This is a genomic window from Stutzerimonas stutzeri, from assembly GCF_002909485.1.
Taxonomy (GTDB): Bacteria; Pseudomonadota; Gammaproteobacteria; order Pseudomonadales; family Pseudomonadaceae; genus Stutzerimonas; species Stutzerimonas stutzeri_AH.
Window position 1 is genome coordinate 85,144 of record NZ_PPXG01000008.1, and the last position, 16,808, is coordinate 101,951.

At 62.2% G+C, this 16,808-nt stretch carries 17 protein-coding genes and 1 pseudogene; 11 read left to right on the plus strand and 7 right to left on the minus strand.

Annotation, left to right across the window (positions count from 1 at the left end):
- The first annotated feature begins 76 nt into the window (after positions 1-76).
- The 4 genes from coxB to CXK91_RS18360 all read left to right on the plus strand — a co-directional run bounded on the left by coxB (position 77) and on the right by CXK91_RS18360 (position 4,579).
- Positions 77-1,210 carry a cytochrome c oxidase subunit II gene (gene coxB / locus CXK91_RS18345; protein ID WP_003284443.1) on the plus strand — a complete coding sequence of 378 codons (1,134 nt, stop codon included), beginning with the start codon at positions 77-79 and terminating at the stop codon, positions 1,208-1,210.
- A gap of 12 nt (positions 1,211-1,222) precedes the next feature.
- Positions 1,223-2,860, plus strand: a complete 1,638-nt coding sequence (gene ctaD, locus CXK91_RS18350; protein WP_103457505.1) for a cytochrome c oxidase subunit I — start codon at positions 1,223-1,225, stop codon at positions 2,858-2,860.
- Positions 2,861-3,113: 253 nt separating this feature from the next.
- Entirely contained in the window at positions 3,114-3,686 is a 573-nt protein-coding gene (locus CXK91_RS18355) for a cytochrome c oxidase assembly protein (RefSeq protein WP_103457506.1), read from the plus strand.
- Positions 3,683-4,579 (plus strand): cytochrome c oxidase subunit 3, encoded by an 897-nt coding sequence (locus CXK91_RS18360; protein WP_058065448.1) that lies wholly within the window; start codon positions 3,683-3,685, stop codon positions 4,577-4,579. The genes CXK91_RS18355 and CXK91_RS18360 overlap by 4 nt, the downstream gene beginning before the upstream one ends.
- 20 nt (positions 4,580-4,599) lie before the next feature.
- Here the strand turns inward: CXK91_RS18360 and CXK91_RS18365 are convergent, their stop codons facing one another.
- Positions 4,600-4,803: a twin transmembrane helix small protein gene (locus CXK91_RS18365; RefSeq protein WP_103457507.1), complete on the minus strand. Its 204-nt coding sequence runs from the start codon at positions 4,801-4,803 to the stop codon at positions 4,600-4,602.
- 70 nt (positions 4,804-4,873) lie between these two features.
- Between CXK91_RS18365 and CXK91_RS18370 the strand changes: the two genes are divergently transcribed.
- The 5 genes from CXK91_RS18370 to CXK91_RS18390 are packed head-to-tail and all read left to right on the plus strand — an operon-like array spanning position 4,874 to position 8,840.
- The gene (locus CXK91_RS18370) at positions 4,874-5,611 is read left to right on the plus strand and encodes an SURF1 family protein (protein ID WP_058065449.1); all 738 of its coding nucleotides are present in this window, start codon (positions 4,874-4,876) and stop codon (positions 5,609-5,611) included.
- Complete coding sequence (locus CXK91_RS18375; protein WP_103457508.1) at positions 5,586-6,164, plus strand: hypothetical protein; 579 nt, start codon at positions 5,586-5,588, stop codon at positions 6,162-6,164. The genes CXK91_RS18370 and CXK91_RS18375 overlap by 26 nt, the downstream gene beginning before the upstream one ends.
- 52 nt (positions 6,165-6,216) lie before the next feature.
- The gene (locus CXK91_RS18380) at positions 6,217-7,266 is read left to right on the plus strand and encodes a COX15/CtaA family protein (RefSeq protein ID WP_103457509.1); all 1,050 of its coding nucleotides are present in this window, start codon (positions 6,217-6,219) and stop codon (positions 7,264-7,266) included.
- Positions 7,267-7,283: 17 nt separating this feature from the next.
- Complete coding sequence (gene cyoE / locus CXK91_RS18385; protein WP_103457510.1) at positions 7,284-8,183, plus strand: heme o synthase; 900 nt, start codon at positions 7,284-7,286, stop codon at positions 8,181-8,183.
- A gap of 21 nt (positions 8,184-8,204) precedes the next feature.
- Positions 8,205-8,840 carry an SCO family protein gene (locus CXK91_RS18390; protein ID WP_103457511.1) on the plus strand — a complete coding sequence of 212 codons (636 nt, stop codon included), beginning with the start codon at positions 8,205-8,207 and terminating at the stop codon, positions 8,838-8,840.
- Between the two features lie 245 nt (positions 8,841-9,085).
- On the opposite strand, the pseudogene CXK91_RS22955 reads toward CXK91_RS18390, so the two are convergent.
- The 5 genes and pseudogenes from CXK91_RS22955 to CXK91_RS18415 all read right to left on the minus strand — a co-directional run.
- Positions 9,086-9,262 (minus strand): annotated as a pseudogene (locus CXK91_RS22955) (PepSY-associated TM helix domain-containing protein); the annotation flags it as partial.
- A 63-nt stretch (positions 9,263-9,325) separates the two neighbouring features.
- Entirely contained in the window at positions 9,326-10,507 is a 1,182-nt protein-coding gene (locus CXK91_RS18400; RefSeq protein ID WP_103457512.1) for a PepSY-associated TM helix domain-containing protein, read from the minus strand.
- 17 nt (positions 10,508-10,524) lie between these two features.
- The gene (locus CXK91_RS18405) at positions 10,525-13,071 is read right to left on the minus strand and encodes a TonB-dependent siderophore receptor (protein ID WP_103457513.1); all 2,547 of its coding nucleotides are present in this window, start codon (positions 13,069-13,071) and stop codon (positions 10,525-10,527) included.
- Between the two features lie 101 nt (positions 13,072-13,172).
- Complete coding sequence (locus tag CXK91_RS18410; RefSeq protein ID WP_103457514.1) at positions 13,173-14,135, minus strand: FecR domain-containing protein; 963 nt, start codon at positions 14,133-14,135, stop codon at positions 13,173-13,175.
- The gene (locus tag CXK91_RS18415; RefSeq protein ID WP_103457515.1) at positions 14,135-14,650 is read right to left on the minus strand and encodes a sigma-70 family RNA polymerase sigma factor; all 516 of its coding nucleotides are present in this window, start codon (positions 14,648-14,650) and stop codon (positions 14,135-14,137) included. Before CXK91_RS18415 ends, CXK91_RS18410 begins: the two co-directional genes overlap by 1 nt.
- A gap of 152 nt (positions 14,651-14,802) precedes the next feature.
- On the opposite strand from CXK91_RS18415, the gene CXK91_RS18420 reads away from it, so the two are divergent.
- On the plus strand, positions 14,803-15,333 hold the full coding sequence (locus CXK91_RS18420) for a DUF3617 domain-containing protein (protein ID WP_103457516.1): 531 nt from the start codon (positions 14,803-14,805) through the stop codon (positions 15,331-15,333).
- A gap of 53 nt (positions 15,334-15,386) precedes the next feature.
- On the opposite strand, the gene CXK91_RS18425 is transcribed toward CXK91_RS18420, so the two are convergent.
- Positions 15,387-15,749 (minus strand): NADH:ubiquinone oxidoreductase, encoded by a 363-nt coding sequence (locus CXK91_RS18425; RefSeq protein ID WP_103457517.1) that lies wholly within the window; start codon positions 15,747-15,749, stop codon positions 15,387-15,389.
- A 71-nt stretch (positions 15,750-15,820) separates the two neighbouring features.
- On the opposite strand from CXK91_RS18425, the gene CXK91_RS18430 reads away from it, so the two are divergent.
- Positions 15,821-16,807 (plus strand): CobW family GTP-binding protein, encoded by a 987-nt coding sequence (locus CXK91_RS18430; protein ID WP_103457518.1) that lies wholly within the window; start codon positions 15,821-15,823, stop codon positions 16,805-16,807.
- The last annotated feature ends 1 nt before the right edge of the window (position 16,808 follow it).

A 16,808-nucleotide genomic window follows, 5' to 3' on the forward strand; every position in this document is an offset into this window, starting at 1 on the left:
GGTTTCCCCGGCCAGCCGATTTTCGGCGGTGTGATGGCGGTCGGCGGGAAAACAAGAATCATAAGGGGAACCCGCAATGTCTCGACATCCACGCATCTGGATGGGGCTTGGGCTATCGGCATTATTTGGCCAGGCTCAGGCGGCCTGGGACGTGAACATGCGCGCCGGCGCTACCGACGTCAGCCGTTCGGTATTCGACCTGCACATGACGATCTTCTGGATCTGCGTTGTCATCGGCGTGCTGGTATTCGGCGTGATGATCTATTCGATGGTCGCTCACCGCCGCTCCAAGCGTCAGCATTCAGCCAACTTCCATGAAAACACCCGCGTCGAGGTGCTCTGGACGGTCATCCCGCTGCTGATTCTGGTGGGCATGGCGATTCCGGCGACACGCACGCTGATCCATATCTACGACTCCAGCGAATCGGACGTGGACGTGCAGATCACTGGCTACCAGTGGAAGTGGCACTACAAGTACCTGGGCGAGGATGTGGAGTTCTTCAGCAACCTCACTACGCCACGCGAGCAGATCAACAACCAGGCGCCCAAAGGCGAGAACTATTTGCTGGAAGTCGATGAACCACTGGTGATTCCAGTTGGTGCCAAGGTGCGCTTTCTGATCACCGCCGCGGACGTCATCCACTCCTGGTGGGTGCCGGAACTGGCGGTCAAGAAGGATGCCATTCCCGGCTTCATCAACGAGTCATGGACTCGCGTCGAGCAGCCCGGCATCTACCGCGGCCAGTGCACCGAGCTGTGCGGCAAGGACCACGGTTTCATGCCGGTGGTGGTGGAGGTCAAGTCCGCCGAGGACTACGCCACCTGGCTTGGCGAGAAAAAAGCCCAAGCCGCCAAGGTTGCAGAGCTGACCAGCAAGGAGTGGACGCTGGCGGAGCTTTCCGAGCACGGCCAGAAGGTTTACCAAACCGCCTGCGCGTCATGCCACCAGGCGGGCGGCGAAGGCATTCCGCCAATGTTCCCGGCACTCAAGGGCTCGCCCATCGCCACCGGCGACATCGAGGCGCACATCGACATCGTCGTGAACGGCAAGCCGGGCACCTCCATGGCGGCCTTCGGCAAACAGCTGTCGGAAGTCGATCTGGCAGCGGTCATCACCTACGAGCGCAACGCCTGGGGCAACAAGACCGACGACATGGTCACGCCGAAAGACGTGCTCGACTTCAAACAGGCCGAAGAAGCCACCCAGTAAGAGGATCAGGTGATGAGTGCAGTGATCGACGACCATGGTCATGTCGGGCATGACCACCACCACGGGCCGGCGAAGGGGCTTTCGCGCTGGCTGCTGACCACCAATCACAAGGACATCGGCTCGATGTACCTGTGGTTCAGCTTCGCGGCGTTCCTGCTAGGCGGCTCGATGGCGATGGTGATCCGCGCCGAGCTGTTCCAGCCGGGTCTGCAGATCGTGCAGCCGGAATTCTTCAACCAGATGACCACCATGCACGGTCTGATCATGGTGTTCGGCGCGGTGATGCCAGCGTTTGTCGGCCTGGCCAACTGGATGATTCCGCTGATGATCGGCGCGCCGGACATGGCGCTGCCGCGGATGAACAACTTCAGCTTCTGGTTGCTGCCGGCGGCCTTCGGGCTACTGGTCTCGACGTTGTTCATGGAGGGTGGCGGGCCTAACTTCGGCTGGACCTTCTATGCGCCGCTATCGACGACCTATGCGCCGGAGTCGGTGACCTTTTTCATCTTCGCCGTACACCTGATGGGTATCAGCTCGATCATGGGCGCGATCAACGTGATCGCCACCATCCTCAACCTGCGCGCGCCGGGCATGACGCTAATGAAGATGCCGCTGTTCGTCTGGACCTGGCTGATCACCGCCTTCCTCTTGATCGCGGTGATGCCTGTGCTGGCAGGCGTGGTAACCATGATGCTGATGGACATCCACTTCGGCACCAGCTTCTTCAGCGCAGCCGGCGGCGGTGACCCGGTGCTGTTCCAGCACGTGTTCTGGTTCTTCGGCCACCCCGAGGTGTACATCATGATCCTGCCGGCGTTCGGCGCGGTCAGCTCGATCATCCCGGCGTTCAGTCGCAAGCCGCTGTTCGGCTACACCTCGATGGTCTATGCCACCGGCGCCATCGCTTTCCTCTCGTTTATCGTCTGGGCGCATCACATGTTCACCGTCGGCATCCCGCTGACCGGCGAGCTGTTCTTCATGTACGCGACCATGCTCATCGCGGTGCCAACCGGGGTGAAGGTGTTCAACTGGGTGTCGACCATGTGGCGCGGCTCGCTGACCTTCGAGGCGCCGATGCTGTTCGCCGTGGCCTTCGTCATCCTCTTCACCATCGGCGGCTTCTCCGGGCTGATGCTGGCCATCGCACCCGCGGACTTCCAGTACCACGACACCTACTTCGTGGTGGCGCACTTCCACTACGTGCTGGTGCCCGGGGCGATCTTCGGCATCTTCGCCTCGGCCTACTACTGGCTGCCGAAGTGGACCGGGCACATGTACGACGAAACCCTGGCCAAGCTGCATTTCTGGATGAGCTTCGTCGGCATGAACCTGGCGTTCTTTCCGATGCACTTCGTCGGCCTGGCCGGCATGCCGCGGCGTATCCCCGACTACAACATGATGTTCGCCAACTTCAACATGGTCTCCAGCGTTGGAGCCTTCATGTTCGGCGCCACCCAGCTATTGTTCCTGTTCATCGTCATCAAGTGCATCCGCGGTGGCGTGCCGGCCCCGGCCAAGCCCTGGGACGGTGCCGAAGGCCTGGAATGGAGCGTGCCGTCGCCGGCGCCGTACCACACCTTCCAGACGCCGCCGGACATGAGCGATGTGCACGAACACCGCAAGGGCACCGGCGGGGAGCTGACGCCGTGAGCATCTGGCCTATCCGGCAAGTGCCACTCCTGAGGCTCGCACCGGTGTCAGCTGGCAGCCTGGGCCAGGCAGGATTTAGCTTGAGCCGATCAGCATGTCTGAACCTTGGTGGCGGTGGGCTGAAGCGCACCTACGGGGGGGTTGTGCCTGCTTGTAGGGTGGGCCGCGCGGCGTTCCGCTTCAGCCGACCACCAAATCGCGGTAATTGGGTACCAAACGACAGGCGCCCCGTTCGCCTGCCGAGGAGCCTGCTATGAGCACTGAGCTTCCCCTCCGCCGGCTGGTACTGCGGCTGACGCTGGTGGTATTCGCCATGTTCGGTTTCGGCTTTCTGCTGGTGCCAATCTACGATGTCATGTGCCAGGCCTTCGGCATCAACGGCAAGACCGCCGGGGCCTATACCGGCGTACAGAGCGCCGATGAAGCGCGTGCGGTAAGGGTGCAGTTTCTCGCGACCAACGCCGCAGGCATGCTCTGGGAATTCGGCCCGCAAGCCGATCAGATCAGCGTGCATCCGGGCGCCAGCCAGGAAATCCGCTTCGTCGCCTACAACCCGACGGACAAGCCGATGACTGCCCAAGCGATTCCCAGCGTCTCGCCCTCCCGAGCTGCCGCTTACTTCCACAAGACCGAGTGCTTCTGCTTTACCCAGCAGGTGTTGCAGCCGGGCGAACGCATCGAAATGCCAGTGCGCTTCATCGTCGATCGCGATCTGCCCGCCGACGTGCACAACCTGACCCTTGCCTACACGCTGTTCGACATCACGTCCCGCCAGCCCCCCGTCGCCGCCCTGCCGGCGACCGCGGCGAAGGAGAGTCTGCAATGAGCCAACAGACCACGCATCAGGAGTACTACGTTCCCGATCAAAGCAAATGGCCGATCATCGCCACCTTTGCCCTGCTGATCACTTTCTATGGCCTGGGTAGCTGGTTCAACGACCTCAAGGCCGGACGCGACGAGTCCAGTGGCCCAATGATCTTCTTTGTCGGTGCGCTACTGATCGCCTACATGATGTTCGGCTGGTTCGGTGCAGTGGTGAAGGAAAGTCGCGCCGGGCTGTACAGCCCGCAGATGGATCGCTCATTCCGCTGGGGCATGACATGGTTCATCTTCTCGGAAGTCATGTTCTTTCTCGCCTTCTTCGGCGCGCTGTTCTACATCCGCTACTGGGCCGGCCCCTGGCTCGCCGGCGAAGGCGACAAGGGCGTAAGCAACATGCTGTGGCCCGGTTTTGAGTACACCTGGCCGCTGCTGAACAACCCCGATCCAAAACTCTACCCGGCACCGGAAGGCACCATCAGCGCCTGGGGCCTGCCGCTGATCAATACCATTCTGCTGGTGACCTCCAGCTTCACCCTGACCTGGGCGCACCACGCGTTGCGCAAGAACAACCGCCAGCATTTGAAGATCGGCCTGGCGCTGACTGTACTGCTCGGCGTGGCGTTCCTGATCCTGCAGATCGAGGAGTACGTGCATGCCTACACAGAGCTAGGCCTGACACTGGGCTCGGGCATCTACGGCGCGACGTTCTTCATGCTCACGGGCTTCCACGGTGCTCACGTGACCATGGGCGCGATCATCCTTACGGTGATGCTGGTGCGCGTCCTGCGCGGACATTTCACCCCAGAGCAGCATTTTGGTTTCGAGGCCGCGGCCTGGTACTGGCATTTCGTCGACGTAGTGTGGATCGCACTCTTCGTCTTCATCTACGTGATCTAGCGAGCAGCTGAGGGGCGTTGCTAGAAACCGAACGACGGCCGCAGCTGCCCCGTATAGAAACCCCAGGCAATCAGCGCAACGGTCAGTGCGCTGAGACTGACCCGAATGAACAGGGCCGTGACGACACGGGAGGCGCGGCCCTCGTCTTTGACCAGAAAAAACATCCCACTGAACAGACTGACCAGCGTGGCCACTAACAACAGAACGATCGCCGCCTTGAGCATGAGCGATTCCACGACAGGGGTATTGGGGGTGGAGTATAGCCAGCCGTATCAACACATCAGGGCGCCGGCCATGAACGGCTTCAGGCCGGGGTGGCTGCCTACCCTGCTGGTGCTGGCGATGCTGCCGGTACTGGTCTGGCTGGGCTTCTGGCAGCTGGAGCGCGGCGAGCAGAAACGCGAGCTGCTGGCACGTCAGGAAGCACGCCTGCAGGCCGCGCCGCTATCGCCGGATCAGATCGAACGGATGGCCGATCCGGCCTTCGCCCGCGTGCACCTGCAGGGTCGCTTCGATGCCGAGCACAGTTTCCTGCTCGACAGCCGCACCCGCGACGGCCAGGTTGGCATCGAACTGTTGCAGCCTTTCCGTGACGAACTCAGTGGTCGCTGGGTGATGGTCAACCGCGGCTGGATTCCCTGGCCGGACCGCCGCGTGCCACCTGCCTTCGATACCCCGAGACAGCCGCTAAAGCTGGCGGCCTGGGTCTACGTGCCGCCCGGCAAGCCCTTCATCTTCAGCCATCGCACGGCCGAAGGCTGGCCGCGACTGATCAACCATGTCGACATCCAGGCAATGTGGCAGCAGGCCGGCCGCGAAGGCGTAATCCACGAACTGCGTGTCGAGCCCGGCCCAAGCGCCTACCGCGCCGACTGGGCGATCACCAGCATGAGCCCATCGCAGCATCTGGGTTATGCGGTGCAGTGGTTCGCCCTGGCGGCAGCGCTGCTGGCGCTGTTCATCTACTTCGGCGTGCATCAGGCACGGGAGAAGCACAGTGGAAACGATGAATCCAACCCTTGCCAGCCATGAGCCAAAACGTGGCCGCGGCCGGCTGCAGCTGCTGCTGATCATCGGCGTGGTATTGGGGCCGATGCTGTTGGCCTCGGCGATGTACCGCTTCGGCTTCTGGGTACCGCAGACCCGCAGCTATGACGGCGTACTGATCGCCAATGGCCAGGACCGTGCCGCCATCGGCGTGACTGCGGCCGATCCCGAACGGCGCTGGGAGCTGCTGGTCACCGCCCCGCAAGGCTGCGAAGCGCAATGTCAGGAACTGGTCTACCTGGCCCGCCAGATCAATATCGGCCTGGCACGGGAAGCCGCCCGCGCCAGTCACGCCCTGGCCAGCTCAACGGCCCTGGATGAGGCCTACGAGCAGCGCCTGAGTCGCGAATATCCGCAGCTGCAGCGTCATGGACTCGACGCCAGCGTGTATGCACGTAACCCCGACGCACCAGCAACGCCGCAGCTGTGGATCGTCGACCCGCACGGCAACCTGGTGCTGCGCTACGACGCCGAAGCCGACGGAAAGGCGATTCTCGATGACCTGAAATACCTGCTGAAGATCTCGCAGATCGGCTGACGCACTCTGCCGCTTCGCTGAGGTCCCAACCTGGCCGCCCAAGGAGACGCCGATGGCCAAACCCGGATACCGCCTCGCCCTGATCGCCACCGCGTTGGCCGTCGTGGTCGTGCTGCTCGGCGCTTATACACGGTTGACGCACGCCGGCCTTGGTTGCCCGGACTGGCCCGGTTGTTACGGGTTTCTCGCCGTACCGATGAGCGAGCACAAGCAGAACCTCGCCGCACTGCGCTTTCCCGAGGCACCGTTGGAAGTCGCCAAGGGCTGGAACGAAATGATCCATCGCTACTTCGCCGGCGCGCTGGGGCTGGTAATTCTGGCCATGGCAGCGCAGGCCTTGCGCCGCCGCAGCGACCCCGGCCAGCCGCTGAAACTGCCGCTGCTGCTGCTCGTGGTAGTGATCGCCCAGGCCATATTCGGCATGTGGACGGTGACCTTGCAGCTCTGGCCGCAGGTGGTCACCGCGCACCTTCTAGGCGGTTTCACGACCCTGAGCCTGCTGTTCCTGATGTGCCTGCGCCTGTCCGGCGCTTTTGCACCGCTGCCGGTTGTCGATACCAGGCTGCTCACTTTTGCTGGTTTCGCCATGCTGGCGGTAATCATCCAGATTGCCCTCGGTGGCTGGGTCAGCAGCAACTATGCGGCGGTGGCCTGCACGGATTTCCCCACCTGCCACGGCGAATGGTGGCCGCAGATGGACTTCGCCAACGCCTTCAACCTGACCCATCACGACATCGGCCCCAATTACCTCGGCGGCCTGCTCTATGGCGAGGCACGCACCGCAATCCACCTCACCCACCGAATCGGCGCGCTATGCGTAACGTTGGTGCTGCTGCTGCTCGCGGCCATGCTCTGGCGCCGCGGCCTCGGCTGGCTCGCCGGCCTGCTGCTCGCGGCACTGGCGCTGCAAGTCGGCCTCGGTATCAGCAACGTGCTGCTCAATCTGCCACTGGCGGTCGCGGTGGCGCACAACGGCGGTGGCGCCGCACTGCTACTGGTACTGGTACTGGTCAATTACCAACTACGCCTGCCCGTGCAACACGCGGCGCATTCGGCACCCATTTCGAACGAGACGGGCCGGCTCGACCTGCCCCGCGCATGACCATAAGGAGAACCCCCATGGCGACTCTACTCAGCGAACGCGGCGCCCAGGCCACTTGGCGCGACTATCTGGAGCTGACCAAGCCAAAGGTGGTGCTGCTGATGCTCATCACCTCACTGGTGGGCATGTTCCTAGCGACTCGAGCCGGCGTGCCCTGGACGGTGCTGCTGTTCGGCAACCTGGGCATCGCGCTGTGCGCCGGCGGCGCGGCGGCAGTGAATCATGTAGTCGATCGGCAGATCGATTCGGTGATGGCCCGTACCCACAAACGGCCATTGGCAGAAGGCCGCGTCTCGCCGGCGGCGGCACTGACCTTCGCGTTCATCCTCGGCGTCAGCGGGCTGGCTCTGCTGCTGGCGTTCACCAATGCCCTCGCCGCCTGGCTGACCCTGGCCTCGCTGATCGGCTATGCGGTGATCTACACCGGCTTTCTCAAGCGAGCCACGCCACAGAACATCGTCATTGGCGGCCTCGCCGGCGCCGCACCGCCGCTACTGGGCTGGGTTGCGGTGACCGGACAGGTGACAGCCGAACCACTGCTGCTGGTGCTGATCATCTTCGCCTGGACGCCGCCGCACTTCTGGGCGCTGGCCATCCATCGCAAGGACGAGTACGCCAAGGTCAACGTGCCGATGCTGCCGGTGACCCACGGAGTGCACTACACCAAGGTGCACATCCTGCTGTACACGGTGATGCTGCTGGCGGTCAGCTTCATGCCGTTCGCCATTCACATGAGCGGGCCGCTGTACCTCGCCGCCGCGGCGTTGCTGGGTGCGCGCTTCCTCTACTGGGCTATCGCGCTGTACCGCGACAGCCGGCCACATGCGGCAATCAAGACGTTCAAATTCAGCATCTGGTACCTGTTCGCGCTGTTCATCGCGCTGCTGGTTGATCATTATCTGCTGCTCGATTTCTAAGCAGCTGCACTAAGGACATCCATGACCCGCATCCAGAAAACCGTCTTCATCCTCGTTGCGCTGATCGCGCTGGTCGTCGGACTGACGGTTTCCAAGGTGCTCAACAGCCAGCGCCAGCTTGACCCCACCCAATTGCTGGATGCCGGGATCGTCCTGCTGCCGCAGAGCCGCACGGTGCCTGCGCTGAGCCTGACCAATCAGGATGGCGAAACGGTGAAGCTGGATGAACTCCAAGGGCAGTGGACGCTGCTGTTCTTCGGCTACACCTTCTGCCCGGACATCTGCCCCACCACCCTGGCCGAACTGCGCCAGCTCAATGGCATGTTGCCGGACGCGGCACGCGAACAGCTGCGCATCATCCTGGTCAGCGTCGATCCGAACCGCGACACGCCGCAGCAGCTCAAGGAATATCTCGGCTACTTCAACGCAGGCTTCCAGGGCCTGACCGGTCCGCTGGACGATATTCAGACCCTGGCCAACGGCGTCGGCATTCCCTTCATCCCCGGCGACACCAGCAAGGAGAACTACACCGTCGACCACAGCGGCAATCTGGTCCTCATCGGTCCGGACGGTCGTCAGCGAGGATTTATCCGCTCGCCGCTGCGGGTGCAGAAGCTGGCGGAACAGGTGCCGGAGCTGATCAATCGGGCACCCTAGGTGCGTTCGGCGGCAGTGATCGTTACCGAAGCCGGGTGCAGGCCGCTCAGCGTCACACGATCGGCGATGACAGCGAAAGCTTCGCCCCGAGGGCGGGCCTCCCACGAACAGCGGATCGTGCACACTGAGCCGGGTGGAGCACCCTCAGCACCGCAATCACCACACCCAGCGCCCGCACCTAACCAGTGGGAGGCCCGCCCTCGCGGCGAAGGGCCTGCCAGTTACCACAGCCTTGATACAACCTCTCAGCCCGCCTCTGCTACTGCACCTCGTCTAGCCGCCGCCTGCCGCCGCGCCGACAGCTTGCGCCACCAGATCACCACCCCAGTGACTGACAGCACTGCAATTGCCACACCCAACACTGCAATCAGAATTCCTACTGGCAACCCTGGCATGCTGTGCCCGCACCTAACCGGTGGGAGGCGCGCCCTCGCGGCGAATGCAGGCCACAGGCCTGCCAGTTACCACAGCCTTGATACAACCTCTCAGCCCGCCTCTGCTACTGCACCTCGTCTAGCCGCCGTCTGCCGACGCGCCGACAGCTTGCGCCACCAGATCACCACCCCAGTGACTGATAGCACGGCAATCGCCACACCCAACACTGCAATCAGGATGCGCCCTGGCAAGCCGAGGATGCGGCCGCCATGGATCGCCGGTTGCAGCAGGTGGAACTGCTGGCCCAGCGTTCCCTGACCGGGTATTTCCTGCCCAAGCAAACGTCCATCAGTGCCGTGGAAGAACAGCCATGCATTGCCCTGATTGCTGTCGTGCTCGCCGAAACCGGCGCCGTAGAAGTTGTACTCAAAGCTGTAGTACAGCTCGGTAATCGTTTCGGTCAGGCCCAGATCGGCAGCGTGCTGCATGGCGTAGTCATAGGCCTGGTGGAAGTCATAGGCGGTGGTCCCCAGCTGCTCGGCCGGCATACGCCCGCGGGCTTCATAGACGCTTGGCTCAACCGGTGAAAACAGTGAAACCACAGGCTTGAACACCTGCTCCGGTAGATTCATCGCCACACTGCTGACCGCCACCGGCACCAGCAGCAACCATAACCACAGGCCGCCGGCACGGTGCACATCGTGATTCATCCGCTGGCGCTTGATCTTCCAGGCCGTCCACCACTTGGAAAGGAACGGCCGGCCGCGGGGGAAGGTCAGCAGCAGCGAGACGAAGCAATCGATCACCCAGGCGATAGCCACGATGCCCATTAACCACAGCCCCCAGTTGCCCGGGAGCGACAGGTTGTAGTGGAACTCGAGAATGAAGGGCACGAAGTTCTTGCGCGAGAAGCAGCATTCGCCCCAGTACCGCGTACCCACCGGCTCGCCGGTCACCGCGTCGAGGTAATGCACCACGGGCCGTTCGTCATAGGGCTTGCCGGTCGCCGGATCGTTGCGGGGCACCAGCGCCATCAGCGCGGCATGACCCGGCTCGCTGGGGAACTCCATGTACCAGACCTGCATGCGCGGGTTGGCTTGTTCAAGACGATCGACCAACGTCCCAGGCGCCAGCACCGGACCCTCACTGGTCGTGTGGTAGAACTCCGGGTTGAGCCATTCGTCCAGCTCGTGGTGGAAGGCCAGGATGCTGCCGGTAATGCCGGCGAGGAACAGGAATACCGCGGTGGCCAGGCCGATGTAGCGGTGCACAAGCACGAGAATTGAACGCATCGTCGGTTGTCCGTATTTCAGAAAGCACAAAGCCGCCGGCCTGTCGGGGCCGGCGGCTGGTTTATCGATGAACAGAAGTCGTAGGTCACGGTAGCCATGACATTGCGCGACTCGCCGTAATAGCACTGGCTCAGGCTGTTGCACGCCGCAACGTACTTCTCGTCAGTGAGGTTGTTGAGGTTCAAACGCACGCCTACCCCTTCCAAGCCTACGCGCGACAGGTCATAGCCGAGCATGGCGTCGTACAGCGTGTAGGACGGAATGCGCTGGGTATTCTCCGCATCAGCCCAGCTCTTGCCGAAGTAGCGCGCGCCACCTCCCACCTGCAAACCGGCCAACGGCCCTAGGTCGAAGGTGTAATCGGTCCACAGCGAGGCCATGTTGCGCGCCACCGCGTTGGGCGTGTTGCCGCGATTGTTGACGCCGGCAGCACCGGTGAAGTCCTTGGAATACTCGACGTCCATGTAGGTATAGCTGGCGATGACATTGACCTGTTCCAGCGGCCGCAGACGAGCTTCGACTTCCACGCCTTTGGAGGTAAGTTCGCCCACCGCGCGATAGAAGTTCTCGTTGGAATCCTTGTTCGCCAGGTTCGATTGCTTCAAGTCGAAGTAGGAGATGGTGTAGAGATCGTCGGTGCCCAGCGGCTGATACTTCAGGCCCACCTCGTACTGTTCGCCTTCAGTCGGATCAAGCAGTGTGATGTCGAAGCCGCCGCTGCCATTCGCGTTGTAGGCCGCAGTGGCGTTGGGGTTGAATGATTCGGAATAGCTGACGTAGGGCGACAGGCCGTTATCGAAGGCGTAAAGCACACCTACTCGTCCGGTGAACTGCTCCAGCTTGGCACTATCGGATTGATCGCCGTAGCTCGCATCGTTGGTATGGTCGAACGAGACGTCCACCCAATCCTGGCGAACGCCCAGCGAGAAGCGCCAGTTGCCGAGGCTGATCAGGTCTTGCACATAGAGGCCTGTCTGCTCCAGCTCACGGGTTTCGTCGTACTGGTAATAGAACACCGGATTCCCAGCGCTAACGGCACCGGTGTAGGGATTGATCGATGGCAAACCAGCGCCGGCGTCGTAATTGACCCTTGCCTTGCGCCTTTGGTAATCGAGCCCGGTCACAAGGGTGTGGCTGAGCGCACCGGTATCGAAGAGAAACTGCAGCTGGTTGTCGATGGTCCAGGCGTGCAACGCTTCGTCGGCGCCGGTGTAGTAACGCACGAGCTCGTCGGAACCTGGGGCCACATAGCCGTACTGGTAGACCTGTCCCGACTCCACGGTCGAGTCGAGATACTGGAAGTTCTGCCGTGCAGAAACGACTTCGTTGAAGCGATGTTCCAGCTGATAGCCAACCATCTGCTGATCACGCTCGAACTTCTCGTAGTCCCTGTCACCTTCGAAGAAGCTACGCGAGATGCGCTGGCCATTACGTGAGGTCACCGTGCCGTCTGCTGGCAAGCCGCCGTGGTATCCGCTTTCCGGGTCACGCTGCAGCATCGCCAGCAGTGTCAGCCGAGTGTCTTCGGTGAAGTCGATGCTCACCGACGGCATCACTGCATAGCGCTGCTCCTCGATGCCATCGACCTGGGTATCGGCATCCTTGGCCACACCCACCAGCCGGTAGCTGATGCGTTCGTCATCCAGCGGGCCGGTGAAGTCGAATGCGGCCTGTTTGTAGTCATTGTTGCCGTAGGAGAACTGCAGCTGACGGCTAGCCTCCTTCTGTGGCTTTTTGCTGGTCATCGCAACCAGTCCGCCAGGCAGACTGCGGCCGTAGAGCACCGAGGACGGCCCTTTGAGAATATCGATGCGCTCGATGAAGTAAGGGTCGACCTGAAGGCTACTGTAAGTACCGCTATCGCCGAGCAGCTTCTGCCCGTCGAGGTAGAGGTTGTCCACCGAGCCATCGGTAATGCCGCGCATGGCGACGTAGTCGTAACGCGTGGTAGCACCGTAGGGCGTACTCATCAGGCCGGGCGTATAGCGCACCGCCTGGGCAATCGAGCGTGAGCCCTGATCCTCGATCTGCTGGCGAGTGACCACTGAAACGGTCTGCGAAGTTTCCACCAGCGGCATACTCGTCTTAGTCGCCACGCTGCTATGGGTCGCATTGTAGCCCTCCATCGAGCCCAGCGCGTTGCCGAGGGCGAAGCCTTCGACCGTCATCGGCTGCAGCTCGACGGCATCGCTCTGTGCGGTGCGGCGCGCCAGCGAGTAGTTGCCCTGGCCATCGCGCACGACCTGCAGGCCACTTCCCTGCAATAGAGCAGCGAAACCTTCGTCTACGCCGTACTGCCCCTGTAACCCGTTCGATTGCAGGCCTTGCAGCAGGCTGCCGTCCACCGAGAGCAACACCCCCGCCTCGCCGGCGAAACGGCTAAGCGTGCTGGACAGTGGGCCAGCGGGAATGTCGTAGCTGCGTACCGTCTGCTGGGTCGCAGACTGAGCCAGAGCAATGCCGGGCACGACGCTAGCCATCGGCAAACACAGCAGCGCGGCACGAATGCCGAGCGCCAGGGCACGAGAGCGATTGGGAATGAACGGCAAGACGGTCGAGCGCATGGGAATTCCTGTTCAGAGGTGACGGGGTTCGTCCTATGCCCAACCAGATTCGAAAAGGGGAACTGCGGATGCGAATATTTTTTATTCGCGTCCGTATTTGGTTATGCGCCCGCGTGCTTTGCTGCGGGTTCGAGGCTGACCCACCAGGCCATGCGCCGCTCAACGCGCACCGGCAGCGTGGCCGCAAGGGCATCCAGAACACGCTCGGTGTCGCCCAGAGGAAAGGCGCCGACGACACGCAGATCGGCAATCCGTGGGTCACAGCCGAGGTAGCCGTGGCGATAACGCGAAAGCTCGGCGAGAAAATCCTCCAAGCGCTGGTTGTCAGCCAGCAAGATGCCGGTTGCCCAGGCTTGATGCTCGGCACGCGCAGGCGCCAGCGGCGCTATGTGACGGCGGTCGAACTCGGTTTGCTGGCCTGCCTCCACGCTGGTGGTGGCGAAGCCATCAAGCTGAATATCCACAACGCCTGCAAACACGCTCAACCGTGTACGCCCGTCTTCCTGGCGGATGGAAAAACGCGCTGCCTGCTCGCTGCGCACGCGCCCTTCCTGACTGGTCAGCAACAACGGTCGCCCACGTCGGCTGGTCGGAGCATCGATTAGCAATTCGCCACGGTAGAGCGCCAACGATCGGGCGTTCGCGTCAAAGGCAATATCAACTGCCGTATCCGTGTTGAGCCAAAGCTGCGAGCCATCGGCCAGACGCAGGTCGCGTACTTCACCAACAGCGGTGCGTTCATCGGCAGCCCACTGCCGCCATGGCAGCGAGCCACCTGCCAGACTCAGCGCGGCACCGCCACAAAGCACGGATAGCACCTTCAGCGCATGGCGCCGGTTCGGCTGGCGGTTGTGCAGCATCGCCCCGGCGGTGCGCCCGACCGCATCCTCGGCCAGCGGTTGGAACTGACCACTGATGCGCTCGACCCTGGCCCAGGCCTGGGCATGTTCCGGCCGCTCCAGCCATGCCGCCCAGGCCTGACGCTCGCCAGCACTGGCCGAGCCGGACTGCAAAACAGCAAACCATTTCGCCGCTTCCTGCAGCACGCGGTAATCGATGCCCATTAGTCCTCCGCCACCAGCATCAGGCAATGCAGCATGGCCTGGGCCATGTACTTCTTCACCATCCGCTCGGAAACGTCGAGCTCGATGGCGATTGCGGCGTAGGTCATACCCTGCAGCTGAGACATGAGAAACGCGCTGCGGACCTTTGCCGGCAGCTGAGTCAGCATGGCGTCGATCTGCAGCAGGGTTTCGATGATCAACGTCTGCGATTCGGGCGATGGCGCCACGGCCTCGGGTTGCAGTGCCAGCGCATCAAGATAGGCCTGCTCGATCTGTCGGCGCCGCCAGTGGTTGATCAACAGACCCTTGGCGATGGTATGCAAGTACGCTCTGGGCTCACGAATCGCGCTCATGTCGCCGTCCTTGGTCATCACCCGCACGAAGGTATCCTGCGCAAGGTCGGCGGCCCGCTGATTGCAGCCCAGCTGACGTCGCAGCCAGCCGTTTAGCCAACCGTGATGATCGGCGTAGAGCCGATGCAGCATCTGCTGTCGAACCATACCTTCAGTTGCCATGCGGCCTCCCATGAGCGCTGCAGGCGTTAATGCTAACGCTTCTCAACAACATAAATCCATGGCTAATCGCTGCACCTGATGAATCAGCGGGCAATTCCCATCCGCGCGTTCTGGACTAGGCTAAAGAAACACTCGAACTCGGGAGCCCGACCATGACTAACCTGCTGCCACCGCTGGCCGCTTTCGCCATCTTGTCGCTGCCGCTGTTGCCGGCCCATGCGCAACAGATCCTGCCTGGCCTGTGGGAGTTCAGCAGTGGCGATATCCAGGTGGATGGCCAGCAGATGCCGGGCATGGACGAGATGCTGTCGCAGATGCAGAACCTGCCGGCCGAGCAGCGACGGATGATGGAGGAGATGCTGGCTGCGCAGGGCGTGAAGCTTGGTGGCAAGGGTGTGCAGATCTGTCTGAGCAAGGCCCAGGTCGAGTCAGGCGAGCTGCCGTTTCAGGATGACCCGGCCTGTACCCAGGAAGTCACTGAGCGCAGCGACAAGCTTTGGAAATTTCGCTTCGAATGCCCCGACGCCAAAGGTAAGGGCGAAACGCGTTTTCTAAGCGACAAGGAATTCGTCAGCACCGTCGACAGTGAGTATCGCCAGGGCGCCGAAACCGGCACGTCGCGAATCGAGTCGCACGCGCAATGGATAGGCGAAGATTGCGGCACCCTGAAGCCGACGCGCTAGCCGAGTCACAAGCCGAGGTTCCACGTGAAACCCCCATGGCTGCTGAGCCTCGGCTATTCTTTGTCCCAGGCACCCTGGCTGTTCTGCTCGCAGGCAGGCTGAAGAAAGCGCGCGTCGCTGGCGACGCCGTAATAGTGAATATCCTGTCGGTAAGGCATGTTGGACACCTGAGCATTCCGACAGATGCCGAACGCACCATCCGGACACTGCTCGACGAACTCCACTTCGACCTCATGATCCTTCAATTGCGGCTGACAGAAGCCACTACGAAACAGCTCCGCTGGAATATTGATGTTCGCCTGGCAAAGAGTCACGGCTACTCGGTCGTCATGGCTGTGAATGACACAGGCCTCGGCCATGGCGTCGCCCACAAAGAGCGCGCCCCATAGAACAGTCAGCAAGAACGGTAACCGCACGATTTCACCTCACTCCGGAACGCCGGCGACTTTAGCATGCGCCACTATTTCCCTTTCAGACCCAGCGCAAAATGCGCACCATAGCCGCCATGCTCGAACATATCCCGACCCATCTCATCGGTGGCCCGCTCGGTGCCGGTAAAACCAGCTTGATCCGCCATCTGCTCGAACAAAAGCCTGCCCACGAACGCTGGGCCGTGCTGATCAATGAGTTCGGCCAGATCGGCCTGGATGCCGCGCTGCTGAGTACCGGCGAAGACGGCGTTACGCTGGCCGAAATCCCCGGTGGCTGCCTGTGCTGCGTCAACGGCGTGCCGTTCCAGGTTGGTCTTGGCCGGCTGCTGCGCCAGGCAAAACCGGATCGATTACTGATCGAACCCTCCGGCCTGGGGCATCCGGCCGAGCTGCTGCGCCAGCTTGCGCAGGCCCCATGGTCCACGGTGCTGGCCGTTCAGCCGACCGTGCTGGTGCTGGATGCCGCTGCCCTGAGCCGCGGCCAGGCGCTACCGGATAGCCAAAAACATGCATTGGCTGACGCCGGTCTGTTGCTGATGAACAAGAGCGAATCACTCGACGGTACATCGCGCAAAGAACTGGCCGAAAAACTGCCGCAACGCCCGCTGTTCTGGACCAGCCAAGGCCGGCTGCCTATCGACAGGCTGCCGGGAGTCGACGCGCGAGCCAGCGAGCAATCGCAGGTAGTCACGCTGCCGGCGGGCCCAGTAACGCTGCCGCAGGTCTGGCTCGACCACACCAAGCCAATCTGTCAGGTTCAGGCTGCACCGGAAGGCTGGAGCATTGGCTGGCGTTGGCACCCCAGCCAGCGCTTCGATGTCGACAAGCTAGGGCAATGGTTGGGTCAATGGCCGTGGCGACGCGCCAAGCTGGTCGTCCATAGCGACGCAGGCTGGCGGTCAGCCAATGCGCTGGACGGGCAGCCGCTGGTCTTCAGCCCCAGCGAGTGGCGACGCGATTCGCGACTGGAGCTGATCTTCAGCGAAGCTCAGCCGCAGGCCGAGCTGGATCAGGGTATGCAAGGCTGCCTCATTGCAGATTGAC

Coding starts and splice junctions, on each gene's coding strand:
- coxB (WP_003284443.1), top strand. CDS start 77: ATGTCTCGACATCCACGCATCTGGATGGGGCTTGGGCTATCGGCATTA.
- ctaD (WP_103457505.1), top strand. CDS start 1,223: ATGAGTGCAGTGATCGACGACCATGGTCATGTCGGGCATGACCACCAC.
- CXK91_RS18355 (WP_103457506.1), top strand. CDS start 3,114: ATGAGCACTGAGCTTCCCCTCCGCCGGCTGGTACTGCGGCTGACGCTG.
- CXK91_RS18360 (WP_058065448.1), top strand. CDS start 3,683: ATGAGCCAACAGACCACGCATCAGGAGTACTACGTTCCCGATCAAAGC.
- CXK91_RS18365 (WP_103457507.1), bottom strand. CDS start 4,803: ATGCTCAAGGCGGCGATCGTTCTGTTGTTAGTGGCCACGCTGGTCAGT.
- CXK91_RS18370 (WP_058065449.1), top strand. CDS start 4,874: ATGAACGGCTTCAGGCCGGGGTGGCTGCCTACCCTGCTGGTGCTGGCG.
- CXK91_RS18375 (WP_103457508.1), top strand. CDS start 5,586: ATGAATCCAACCCTTGCCAGCCATGAGCCAAAACGTGGCCGCGGCCGG.
- CXK91_RS18380 (WP_103457509.1), top strand. CDS start 6,217: ATGGCCAAACCCGGATACCGCCTCGCCCTGATCGCCACCGCGTTGGCC.
- cyoE (WP_103457510.1), top strand. CDS start 7,284: ATGGCGACTCTACTCAGCGAACGCGGCGCCCAGGCCACTTGGCGCGAC.
- CXK91_RS18390 (WP_103457511.1), top strand. CDS start 8,205: ATGACCCGCATCCAGAAAACCGTCTTCATCCTCGTTGCGCTGATCGCG.
- CXK91_RS18400 (WP_103457512.1), bottom strand. CDS start 10,507: ATGCGTTCAATTCTCGTGCTTGTGCACCGCTACATCGGCCTGGCCACC.
- CXK91_RS18405 (WP_103457513.1), bottom strand. CDS start 13,071: ATGCGCTCGACCGTCTTGCCGTTCATTCCCAATCGCTCTCGTGCCCTG.
- CXK91_RS18410 (WP_103457514.1), bottom strand. CDS start 14,135: ATGGGCATCGATTACCGCGTGCTGCAGGAAGCGGCGAAATGGTTTGCT.
- CXK91_RS18415 (WP_103457515.1), bottom strand. CDS start 14,650: ATGGCAACTGAAGGTATGGTTCGACAGCAGATGCTGCATCGGCTCTAC.
- CXK91_RS18420 (WP_103457516.1), top strand. CDS start 14,803: ATGACTAACCTGCTGCCACCGCTGGCCGCTTTCGCCATCTTGTCGCTG.
- CXK91_RS18430 (WP_103457518.1), top strand. CDS start 15,821: ATGCGCACCATAGCCGCCATGCTCGAACATATCCCGACCCATCTCATC.